Below are 12,619 nucleotides of genomic sequence, written 5' to 3' on the forward strand. Positions count from 1 at the left end.
TTCGTTTTCACTTTATTAAAGTTTTACTTTCTTTTCATCTTTACACGTTGCACCCCGTGATCAATTTATTTTTTGTCGAGTGTTAACATTATATCGGTAAGCACTTGTGGTGAATATGGCTTAACCAGATAATCATGGATGGGATAATTTTCTAACCCCTGAGTCGTTTTATCAATCGCAGATGAAATGATAATTGGTATTGACTTTGTTTTCTCATGTGTGCTTAAGTCTCTAATTAAATCCCATCCAGACATTGATTCCTCTAAGACAAGATCAACTACAATGGCAACGAATGAAATTTCCTCAGCCAACGCCAGTACATTTTGACCACTTAGATAATGGAGCACATTAAACCCATGTTGTTTTAAGGATTCAGATAACAGTAGAGCAAAGCTAATATCATCTTCCACCAACATGACGTTTCCCTTGGTCGTTAACGTGTTAGTTTGATGCTTACTAATCAATTGATCCGGTTGATCACTATTATCATTGATTGGCAAGGAGAATAGCACAGATGTACCTATACTTTCAACGGATTCTATCCAGATCTTACCTTGATGTGCTTCAACGATTGCCTTACTAATGGCTAAACCTAATCCTGTGCCACCAATTTTTTGACTGGCACTATTATCGATACGTTTAAATTTAGTAAACATATGCTTTAATTCATTCTCAGGAATGCCAATCCCTTCATCAGTTACGCTAACGATAATTTCATCTGCTGTGTTACGGATTCGAATCGCGACCTTACCGCCTTCAGGAGAAAACTTCACTGCATTGCTTATCAGGTTTGTAAAGAGTTGAATCAAACGGTCATAATCTGCCCATACTTGTGTAACAACAGCTTCATCTCGTAAGTATATCGCATGAGCATGCTCGTGTTTAAAGCCATTAATAACTTCCATAATCAATTGGTTCAATACAACATTAGTCATCTGATATTCTTGCTTTCCTGATTCAATTCGTTGAACGTCTAAGAAATCATTGATTAATGCGGTAAGACGTTTCGCTTCCTTATAAATCGTTTCAAGGTATTTTTTTTGTTTTTCGGGTTTTAATTCTTTGACAAGTAACATTTCAGTGAAACCTAAAACGCTTGATAGCGGTGTTCTTAACTCGTGACTCACCGTACTAACTAATTCTGACTTCATCTCATCAACTTCATATTCTTTCGTTATATCACGATAAACGAAAATTGTTCCTGTTTTTTCATTGTCTAACAAAACAGGTGATGCATAAAGTTGAATGTAGCGCGGTTTTGATCCATTGGTACGACAGCGAATAGATTTCATATCTTTAAAATCAGGATCAATGGTTTCATTATAAAATTGTTTGATTTCTTCACGATCTTGGCACTGCTTCGAAAAATCATCGATCCATTTTTCCTGATCTTTTCCGTACCTCTGATAGCTGGTTTTAATCCCAACTAATTCTAACAATTTATCATTTGCTTGCAACAATTCACCGTGAAGCGAGACAAGTTGGAGGCCTTCATTAACATTTTGAATGATGCTTTCGTTTAAACTACGCGCATGTTGAACATCTTCATAAATATTGATCCGACTTAAAGCGACAGATAGTTGACCCATCAGTACATTAATTTCTGAGACCTCGTCATTCGTAAAGGGATGACCTATACGGGTAATCGCAAAGACTAACTCGACTTCACCATCATCATCAACAACTGCGGCATAGAGATCATAGCTGTAACTGCTTGATTCCGCCATTCCGGTTTCAGCTGGTGTGATTTCCCGTTTGATTACAAAGAAATGCTCTGATTTTAAACGTATCAGCATCTCTTGGATATAATCCTCTTCTAAAAACTGTTGGGCATGGGAAGCAGACATTCCTTTTTCAGCATATTGCTTCTGTTTAACGCTAACTAAAATACCTTTGTCAAATGAAAATGCACCATTAAAGTAAGTGAAGACACGTGTTAGAAATTCATGACGGTTAACTGTAACGGTTAATTCTTTGTTTAAATTACTGTAATTCTCTGTTTTTTCTTTTGCTTTTTGCGTCTCCGATAATAGGACTTTCAGCTTTTGTTCATTTTGTTTATTCTCAGTAATGTCGATTCCGATTAGGATATAGCGATAAGCATAACCAGACTCATTAAGAAACGGTACAATCGTCGCATTAATCCAGTAGTGCGAGCCGTCTTTTGCTTCATTTTTAAGCTTACCTGTCCAAATCTTACCTTTTTCAATCGTATGCCACATCTCATCATAAAAATCACTTGATTGATAGCCACTCTTTAATATTCGGGTCGTGTTACCTAGTAATTCTTCTGCTTTATACTGAGAAGTCTCACAAAATTTCTCATTTGCACTGATAATAATACCTTTATCATTCGTAATACAAACCAATGCAGATTTGTCTAATGCGCGCTTAATGTGTTCAATTTCAGTTACATAGTCTTGTAATTGTACTTGATTAGCCTGCAATTCTTGTTGTTGGGCCATTAACTTAGCATTTTGATCGACAAGTTCTGATTCTTTTTCTTGCACGTTAACAGCCATATGCTGAAATGATTGGGCAAGATTATCTAATTCCTCCAATTTAAAATGCGGCGCTAATTCGATTGCTTTACCGTCAGCCATTTGAACTGTCGCTGCATTCAGTATGAGTAACGGCGAAATAATTGACCGTAATAAACGACTGACCATAATTATTATAAGAATAAAACTAACCAAGCCTACCAAAATAAAACCGAAGGTAAACTGTGAAATTAGTCGTGACGTATCTTGATAGATTGCCTCACGTTCAGCAGCTGATTCTTCATTAAATGCTTGAGTGTAATTTAGAAACCGATTAACTTCTGCATTGGTCCCCGTACTCGACAGTTCACGAAGGGCTGCATAATTATCCGCTTCAACATAGCCAATCGCTAATGGCAAAATCTCTTCAGTGTAATTGGTATAAAAGGTTTCGAGCGTTTCTTTTAGTTCAAGTTCTTCTGCTGATAAATCAAGGGTGCTAAAATAAATAATGTTTTCCTCAAACGCTTCTAATTGGGTAGCTAGTAAGTTTAGTTCATATTCAGCTTGGAAAGCATAGTAACCCCTTGCACGGAATAACACTTGGGTCAAACTATTTTCTAAATCATTTATTGCGTTATGCTTAATTGTAGTTTCTTCATACCTTTGTGAAATAATTTCTTGGTTGCGAATCAAGGTAACTGATGCGATCACGGTGATAAGGACAATCGCTGTTAGTATCAAGCTTGCCGTTGTGTAAAATTTTCGTTTTATTTTCACAGGCTTTTTCAACATATTAACCATGTAAAAGCTCCTCTATTAAATCGTAAAGCGCTAGTGGACTAAAAGGTTTCTTCATGAACACATCTACGCCTGCACCCTTCGCTTGATCCTGGTCTTTCTCTTGAGTTTTAGCGGTTAACATCACTATTGATGTTTTTTTCATCCGCGTTGGATCGAGTTGATCAAGTAACTCGATCCCTGTCATCCCCGGCATCATATAATCTAAAATAATGATGTCATAATGATTCTCATTAATTAATTTGAGTGCTTGGTGACCATTTTCTGCTTCTGTTATCGGATAACCTAAATCTTCTAAGCTATCTACAATCAACATTCTTAAGACCAATTCATCATCAACAACTAAAATCTTTTTCACAAATAAGCCCCCTTAATTATCAGTTAAATAATCTTGAATAATACCATAGGATTCTTTCAATCGCTCCTCAACGATAGGTAAATCCCAGTTATCCCATGTATATGAAGCCCAAACAGCTTGCTCGGCAGTACCTGCAGGTAGTTGGTCAATCATTTGTTGATTTTCACTTGCTACAACAGTGAGTTCAAGCGCATCAAGGGTAACGGATGCAGATATACCGTCCGTCCAAAAATTGCCGATTATTTCTTTTTGACCGGGTGCTTTCATATTTAATAACATCCAAGGAATGCGCATTTCAATAATACCGTCTGATTGATTGATAAAGTAATCAGCTAATGCATCATAGTTAGGCTCCTCAGGATTTCCTATTCCTTCCCTTAGTAAACCCGTTTCATAATAATCAAAACTTCGTGATTCACCGGTGGATGGTATCGTTAATGGTTTATTTAATGCCAATCGAATTGGGTTGAATTGTCCGTCATTGTTTTCAATGGCTTGATTATCCTCAAGGAAGTTCGCTTCATAGCCGTATTGATAATAAAATGAATCATAATAGTTATCAACGAGCATCCGTCCTTCTCCTTCCGCTGGAAGTTCAATCATAAAATCAATGCCTACATCAAATGTGACGTCTTCAAGTGATGGAATGGATTGATTTCCTTGTTGGTCAATCGTATTTAACAGGACTTGGATATCCGTTTCATCTGTGTATTGATCTGGTTCATATTCCATCATCAGATAGAGATAGGCTTCATCATGGTCAATCGATACCTCGCGCAGCAATCCATTATCTTTCGTTGCGACAGACGCTGTATCCTTCCATTCATCAATCACACCATCTACGGGTTTTTTATGTGTTTCAAAACTTAACAAACCAAAGCGTTGTTCATTCGTTTGAACATTAGACCAATAAGGTCGTCTTTCAGGATTATCCAAATCCATCGTATTCCATGTCCGTTTAAACCATTCATCTTGCCAAGTAAACATCAATCCCCCCATAGCCCCTTGCTCGATAATATCCTCAAACAACCGCACGACAATTTCACCTTGTTCTTGTTCAGTGTGGTGGCCTTGATCCCAACCGAATGGATTCTCATGCGTCAATCCTCTTGAAGCCGGAACACCAAATTCCGCAATCAACACTGGCATCCGGTGCGCCGCAATCAAATCATTCAAATAACCAGCATAATTGTTTGGTTCACCACGATGGTCAATAAAGTTTACATAGGCTGGTTCGAAATTCAAGAAATCTGGATAGTAAGGGTAGACGTGGTAACTAGAAAAATAACCTGTTTTCAAATTATCTTTTGCATATATGTTATTCGGATTTACTGTCGCTAAATCTTCTTCAAAAAATGGTTCTGAAGGATGATCAAATAAATCGGTTGTTGGCCAGTTAGTAAAACTAATTGGATGCATCGTTTGGTATTGATCTATTTGATAGTTCGCTAAGGTATCCATTCTTGCTGCCAACCATTTCTCGAAGGCATTCGCATGCTCTGTCGTAAAATAAGTCCCCTCATATTCAGGTAATGCCGCATGAATATCATTAGTCGCGTCCACCATTAATGGGTACCATTCAATCCCTAATACAAAACCTAGAACATAAGGTGAGACGTCATATTGATAGTCACCAGAAGCATGACCAGGTTTCATTTCTAAGCTCACATTACCATGAATTACATCTACGACATCTTTCATCTCTTGTTCAAACGCTTCTATATGTGTAGGTAAATAAGCATCGAGTGTGTCTTCTAATCCTTCCTCTTCAATCCATACCCCATGCATTAGGTAAAGCGGCGTTTCAGCTTCTTGATTATAAAGCCAGAGCGCTTGATAAAATTCAGGTGGATGAATGGTATAGACCCGAATGGCGTTGGCACCCATCGCTGCAATTTGCTCAATCCACCGTGAATACTCATTAAAAGTAATCGATGCTTCACCGGGCCAATGACCAGCTTTCGCCATCCCCATATTCACACCTCGCACAGTGATCGCTTCCCAGTTTCCATCATGATATATTTCAAGGCTATTTTCACCTACACGACTATGGTAAGTAATCGATTCGTCTTCATATAAAGTCATGTTTTCAGTTTCACTTTGGTTACTCGTATGCCTGTCTGTATATGTTTCTTCTAGTATGGTCTCTAGCATTGGGAGATACGCCCGATAATAAAACGCCTGTGATCCCCCCCGTTGCAAGCGACTTCGTGTTTTATTAAGCCAATCTAGACCTAGGTAACGATGAAAAGATGGCGTGGTGTCTAAATCAGCGTAATCACCAGCAAAGTAATACAGCGGCGTTTCTCCATACGTCATACGCGTGACTGCAGGTATCGTGTTACTGATATTGAATTCACGCATCCGTGTTTCCCCTGTTTCAGTTAAACCCAGGGTATAATTCGCCAAAACTTCTGCATCTGTTGCTTCAATCACATCAAACCAATAAGCATAACGCGAGGTTAATGATTCATTAAAATAGCTTTCACCATCTTCGGTGAAAGAAAAGCTAACTTCTTCACCGTTAAAATCTTCACCCTCTTCCAAAACAACAATAAAATCATCATCTCTAACAAAAATAAGACCCGCCTCAGTGAAATCCCAATCTTCTCCAGTTTGTTGTTGATAGTTTTCAACCATCCAGATCGGTATCTCTGTATTTTCTTCTGGATCTAAAGTTGCAAAATAGCGCGCAATCCATCCGTCCCAATTAATTCCCAATAGTGAAGTGAAACGCTCTCTAGCTTGAGTTTCAGTCGGACTTGCAAAACTATTAAATTCAGCAATTAGCGGCGTTTGATCTTGAAAAACTGCTTTTTCAATAGCCCCCATGTCATCAAGGGTAAGGCCGCCATAAATTAATTCAGATCGTTCTCCGGTTTGATTCTCTCCATAAAACTCTTCTTCATAGACCCCATAAGTGTCAGCGATATAAATTAGATCATACGCTGATACTTCAGTCTCCTGCATCGTCGTAACGTCATAACCTTCATTTTCTTGCGGATGAAAACCGAGGTAATCCGCAGTTAAATCATAAGCTTCATCGTTTCCCTTTACGTATTTGTAGTGATTTAAACCCCAGATGATTCCTTTGTGTTCGCGGTAGCTTTGGTCTGGTACCGTGTTGTCCATAATCAACACATCCAGAGATTGATCCGATTTGATTTGCCACAACAAGTAAGGTAAAAATAATAGCACAACTATTAGAACTAAACCTAAATAAATCAACTTTCTTTTCATCATCCATCACCCTTATCGTTCGAATTTAATATCTATTAATATATGAATTCATTTCAAAATAACCTCTCACAGGTGCGCAATAAATGTGTTAAACTATTTACACCTTGTAATCCTTTATATAGTATTGGTTTCCCTTAATCAAATAGTCTTAGTCCTATTTATTGTATCATAATCGTCAGATTTTTCTCTTTCATTTCGACAAATTCCAGGATAAGGTGTGATCAATCTTGTTTAAGCATTTAACCCATCTAAATAAGCGTACAATCGGTATTTTTATTGTTAGTAGCACCGGATTTATTCTCACCGTCGTTATCGTTATTCAACTGACAGGCATTGGCAGGTCATCTTCACCTTCTGATACGGGTAATCCACTTGAAATTAAAGATGTTGTATTCGTTCTAGATAGTTACGCTCCCAATCAATCACTGGATGTTTCAGTTACAATAGTTAATCATTCCGAGCTTGAAACAGAGCTTTGGCTTGGGCTAAGTTTGCAAAATCCTTTAGGCGAATGGCTTGATATCCCCTTGACAGAAATATCGATGAACTCAACGGATGAACGGACCGTCCAACTAACACCCATCTTAGAAGATTTATCAACAGATCCTTTGATCTCAGGTTCTTATTCTGCAGTTTTTTCTTTATGGGACAGCAACCCTATCACAGACACATCTAATCGCTTGGCGACGTTCGAATCAAACGAAGCTTTTCGCTTATATCAAACCCTTGAAACTTTTGAAACAATCGACGAGAGCATTTGGTTTAGTCGTGAGGGTACCTTAGGACGAACGCATTTAAGTGAAGAAAGAGTAGACATTAAGAATGATTTGTTAACCATTACGATGCCAGAAAATACCCTAAACGGAGGAGAAATCCAAACCCTTGACCTCGTCCATTATGGGTCCTATGAAATCCGAATGAAATTACCTCATGCGCCATCGTCTATCACTGGCTTCTTCTTATACAAAGCACCTGATTTTCATCATGAAATTGACATTGAGGTGTTCAACCAACCGGAAGCTGATGTTCTTTTCACGACATACTCCGGTGGCTCAGTCCAGCATGAGGCCAAAGCACCATTACCGTTTGATCCTACCGCAACATTTCATAACTACCGGATTGATTATTATCCCGATGAAGTTTCCTTTTACATTGATGATCAATTATTCGCCTCGTGGAAGGATGGTTTTTCACAAGAGCCGATGCATCTTATGGTTAATACCTGGTTTCCAAGTTGGTTGGATGGTATACCACCAAGTGAAAATCAAACCTTAGAAATTGAGTGGATAAGATATTAATAACATTAATCGCCTGTTCTAGAACTAAAGATGTAATCCATCGAGAAACGCAACCATTCTATTGAAGATGTCTCTAACCACACCTTAATCTCTATCTCTGTTTTAACCTTAGCTCGTTACTATGTCAGTCCGCTCCCTTGTTTTCATTATCTTGGTTTCATGCGTTACACGTGTTTTTGCTTTAATATCATCGAGAGTAAATCCATAAAAATTCCAACTTTGTTTAATCTCTAATTCGTACGGGTACTGTTAGTTAGTACAACCTATTAAAAAATAAAAAGGAGAGATGGAACATGGAAGATTTCTGGTATTATTTCGATCAAATTTCTGATTTTTTAATTGCGATTCTCGTTTTACTCGTCGGTTGGTTAATTGCTGCCATTATTGCAGGGCTGGTCAAGAAAGCCTTACTCAAAACAGATTTTGACAATAAATTATTCGCAGGGCCGGAGGGTGAGAGTGATAAAAAGTATAACTCCGAAAAGATCATTAGTCAGTTTGTCTTTTGGTTTATTATGGTGTTTGTCTTTGTCGTTTTCTTAAACTTACTCAGTCTAGACTTCATTGCCCAACCGTTCGCAAACATGATTAGTGATTTCCTAGCGATTATCCCGAGCATTATTATGGCAATTATATTATTTGCCGTCGCCTGGATTATTGCCAAAACACTCAGTTTCTTAATTAAGAAGATCGGTAAAAAATTACCGATCGCACAAACATTGAATAAAGTTGGTTTAGAGGAAGAGGGAAGAAATCAAGATAAAATTATTGACGTCATTGCAACATTGGTTTTCTATTTTGTGTTGTTACTTTTCTTACCAGCAATACTCACAACATTAGACTTAACTGGTATTGCTCAACCGTTTATGAGCATGGTTAATTCTATTTTAGACTTCATTCCAACACTCTTTGCAGCAGCACTTATCTTTGTTGTTGGTTGGTTTGTCGCTAAAATCTTACGTGCCTTACTAACCAGCTTTTTAAAAGGTGTCGGTAGTGAAAAATTGGCCGATAAATTAGGCTTAAGTAAATTATTAGATGGCACAACATTGGCTGATGTACTAGGTACTGTATTGTTTGTTCTGATTATGATTCCTGTAACGATTTCAGCACTTGAACAACTAAATGTTCGTGGAATCAGTGAACCAGCTATAAACATGCTAAATGATATCATGGCGATTCTACCTAACATTGCCGTGGCCATCCTACTCGTTGTCGTTGGGGTATGGTTAGCACGTTGGCTTAAACAACTTGTTGATTCATTACTGACCCGTATTGGTTTTAACAATATTATGAGCCATTTAGGACTTAATAAACATTCTGGCAGCACCGGTCGTTTCAGTGCCAGTTATATTGTCGGAATGATTGTAGAAGTTATTGTCATCATTTTATTTGTTGGCGAAGCGCTACAAGTCGTAGAACTCGCATTCTTTGCTGGTCTCGTTAGTGCAATTGTTGCTTACCTACCACATGTTGTTGCTGCAGTGGTTATTTTAGCAGTTGCTTTCTACCTTGGTCACTTTGTCGAGAAAATTGTCTCATCCATGTTAAATGGCGCATTAAGTCATGTTCTTGCTAGTGTCGCAAAATACAGCATTATTACTTTAGCTGTCTTTATGGCCCTTAATCAACTCGGTGTTGCTGATACAATAGTTAACGCTGCCTTCATTCTCATCTTAGGTGGGCTCGCTTTAGCCTTTGGTTTAGCCTTCGGTTTAGGTGGGCGTGAAACAGCCAGTAAGTACCTGAAGAAATGGGATCAAAAAGTTGAAGCAACTCACGTTGAACAAGATGCAAACACAAATCAGCAAGATTCAACATCATTTTAAACTATCCTAAAATAACAACAAAGACCAACCTCATGATGAGGTTGGTCTTTTGTGTATTAGAATGGTAAGAGTCCAAATAGATCTAAACCAATCGTATTAATTGCTAAATTACTTGCAGCATGAATAAAATACGATGCATAAATCGACCCTGTTTTATCATTGATCCAATTGAATAATAGCCCTGCAATAATAAGACTCCCCACCAACAATAGAAACAGCGGAATAGAAAACCAATTGGTCAAAATAGCGACATGATAAAAACTAAATAGACTGGCACTAAATAGGTAAGCAAACGCAGGTCGTGCTGTCTTCTTCAAAGTTAAAAACAAAAAACCACGAAAGAAAAATTCTTCTACAAACGCATTCACAATCGGTATATAAAGCGCAACGAAAATAAAATTATCTTTGTTAATGGCCATTGTTTTGTTTAATGTTTCAGTGACACCACTAAAATCAAACCATCTTCCTAGCGTAAGGTAAGCAATAATGATAAAGCTATAAATCATGAAGCTACCAACAATGATTGTTCGGCGCCCTTTCTGTTTAAAAACCAATAACTCTCGCAGTTTGAACCATTTAAAATAACGATTTAAACCGAGCGGCACCAGAAGAAATAGACAAATCTTAACTAAAGATTTAATCCAGTAGTTTGGCGCTAACCATAAATCCACTGGGGCCATTAATAGAACTATAAGTACCACAGCCGTTATTAGATGTCGTTGATTTCTCACCTAAGCCCCTACTTTCTAAACATGCTCTTTGATTCGCGTTGCTTCAACCGTTCAAACGCTGATGATACTTGTCTTTTTCTTTCTTCTGTCTTCATTTTGTCAAAAGTAATCTCAGTGAGTACCTCTTTTGAGACTTTTAGTTGTAAATAGTCGCCAGGCTTTGCCCCTTCAGGTAATTTTGATTGATGTACAACAAACTCTTTGCCCGTTTTTTCGGCGAGAATCACTGCTTGATTGTTATCACTAAATCGGTCAATCATTGCTTCAATTATCATTCCATTCACCTCACACATGCTTTATTTTCTGCTTTAATATCTTTCAAGCGACTCGGACCAATCCCGCTAATTCTCGTAAGCTCATCAACAGATTGAAAAGGACGAAGGTTCACAAGGGCTTCTGCTCTAACTTCACCTATATGTTTTATCGCAGTTAAGGCTGTTAAAGGGGCTTGATTTATATCAATACAATCCGCCCCCACTTCATTTGCCTTACCAGCATCATCTGAAGGACTTATCTGTTTAGCTGGTTGATTTTCAGTTACTTCTTCTTGCTTAATCTCACCACTATTCACTTCTGTAGATGCTTTATTATCAACACTAACTAACTGATAACTCTCACCCGTTGAACTAAATACAACCGTGCCATGCTTGCTCGTCAGATAAACGTCTGTACCAACTTCACCTAATCGATGGAGTACATCTGGATGTGGATGACCATAACTATTGTTTGCTCCGACTGAAATTACAACCACCTCTGGCTGAACAGCTTGTAAAAACGCAAGTGACGTTGACGTATTTGATCCATGATGACCTAATTGAAGAAATTCACTTTCTACATCAAAATGTTCAATCATTGCTTGTTCTGAAGCAACACCTGCGTCACCGGTCAACAACACATTAATAGCTCCGTGGCTTAATTTAATCGCCAATGAATCTTCATTTGCGTCATTTTTACGATTGACCGGTGCTACGATTTGTATCGTCATATCCCCCAGCAGAGCTTCTTCACCAACATTTGGTTCATGATAGTTTATATCTTTTTCTAAAATTAATTCAATTGTCCGTTCGAATGTACGTGATGTTGATTCCACGCCGTTCATCCAAACTTCATCAACGACTAACTCATTAAAAATTAGCGGAAGTTGACCAATATGATCTGCATCTGGGTGTGAAGCAATTACCAAATCCAGTTGTGTAATGCCTAAGTTATGTATATAGTCAATCGCATCACGGTTGTTCCAATTCCCTGCATCAAATAAAATTGTATGCGTACCCGATTTGATTAGTGTAGCGTCACCTTGCCCAACATCTATAAAATGCACCTGCATGGGTTTGACATCTAATCGATCTGGATTTTCTTGCTGAGCATCATCTTCTATGCGTTGCGTCTCGTCTCTCTCGAGCGCATCATTAGTGATGACGTTTTCGTTATCCTCTGTATTTCGTTCTTGATCATTTCTCTCAACATTTTCATTGTATGTTTTGATGTCTTCTCGATTTGAAGTAACTTCTTGTTCGTTAGAGGTTGCTGGTGTTGTCCCACAACCAACGAGCGTCAAGATGACGACAATTATGATTAAAAAGTGCTTTTTCACGAGTGATTATCTCCCTTTCTTGATATCAACCTTATCTTACCATAAAGTCTGAGCTAATCTAGCGTTTAGTGAGAATTTTTATCGCCTAATGGCAACAGAAAATACTTCCTGAATTGTAAAATCAAATGCATAAACTTTTTTGAATATATCCCAATATATTCAAAAATCTATACTTATACTATTTTAATCGATACGGATGCTTGATTTTTATGCTATACTAGCCACCGCCTTGCGGCGTGCTCTTGACGTAAGTGCCTCTTCTTAGTGAGTCATTTGTTGGGTTCGGGG

8 protein-coding genes are annotated in these 12,619 nt (G+C 38.0%); 2 read left to right on the plus strand and 6 right to left on the minus strand.

The features are described from left to right. Positions 1 to 65: 65 nt before the first annotated feature. From DES38_RS03005 to DES38_RS03015, 3 genes are read right to left on the minus strand one after another with little or no spacing between them, the layout of a single operon-like run. The gene (locus tag DES38_RS03005) at positions 66 to 3,284 is read right to left on the minus strand and encodes an ATP-binding protein (protein ID WP_110250601.1); all 3,219 of its coding nucleotides are present in this window, start codon (positions 3,282 to 3,284) and stop codon (positions 66 to 68) included. After that, complete coding sequence (locus DES38_RS03010) at positions 3,277 to 3,639, minus strand: response regulator (RefSeq protein WP_110250602.1); 363 nt, start codon at positions 3,637 to 3,639, stop codon at positions 3,277 to 3,279. The genes DES38_RS03005 and DES38_RS03010 overlap by 8 nt, the downstream gene beginning before the upstream one ends. Positions 3,640 to 3,651: 12 nt before the next feature. After that, entirely contained in the window at positions 3,652 to 6,879 is a 3,228-nt protein-coding gene (locus tag DES38_RS03015) for a hypothetical protein (RefSeq protein ID WP_110250603.1), read from the minus strand. Positions 6,880 to 7,106: 227 nt separating this feature from the next. Between DES38_RS03015 and DES38_RS03020 the strand changes: the two genes are divergently transcribed. Then, positions 7,107 to 8,177 (plus strand): glycoside hydrolase family 16 protein, encoded by a 1,071-nt coding sequence (locus tag DES38_RS03020; protein WP_110250604.1) that lies wholly within the window; start codon positions 7,107 to 7,109, stop codon positions 8,175 to 8,177. 293 nt (positions 8,178 to 8,470) lie between these two features. Further along, a complete protein-coding gene (locus DES38_RS03025) occupies positions 8,471 to 10,006 on the plus strand; it encodes a mechanosensitive ion channel (RefSeq protein ID WP_110250605.1) in 1,536 nt (511 codons plus the stop codon). Positions 10,007 to 10,062: 56 nt separating this feature from the next. On the opposite strand, the gene DES38_RS03030 is transcribed toward DES38_RS03025, so the two are convergent. Genes DES38_RS03030 through DES38_RS03040 form a run of 3 tightly spaced genes read right to left on the minus strand, consistent with a single transcriptional unit; the run spans position 10,063 to position 12,331 of the window. Further along, positions 10,063 to 10,737 carry a CPBP family intramembrane glutamic endopeptidase gene (locus tag DES38_RS03030; protein WP_245881945.1) on the minus strand — a complete coding sequence of 225 codons (675 nt, stop codon included), beginning with the start codon at positions 10,735 to 10,737 and terminating at the stop codon, positions 10,063 to 10,065. A gap of 8 nt (positions 10,738 to 10,745) precedes the next feature. Next, positions 10,746 to 11,012 carry a DUF3006 domain-containing protein gene (locus DES38_RS03035; protein WP_170114316.1) on the minus strand — a complete coding sequence of 89 codons (267 nt, stop codon included), beginning with the start codon at positions 11,010 to 11,012 and terminating at the stop codon, positions 10,746 to 10,748. Positions 11,013 to 11,017: 5 nt separating this feature from the next. Beyond that, positions 11,018 to 12,331, minus strand: a complete 1,314-nt coding sequence (locus tag DES38_RS03040) for an MBL fold metallo-hydrolase (RefSeq protein WP_110250607.1) — start codon at positions 12,329 to 12,331, stop codon at positions 11,018 to 11,020. Between the last annotated feature and the right edge of the window lie 288 nt (positions 12,332 to 12,619).

The organism is Streptohalobacillus salinus, from assembly GCF_003201605.1.
GTDB lineage: Bacteria > Bacillota > Bacilli > Bacillales > Amphibacillaceae > Streptohalobacillus > Streptohalobacillus salinus.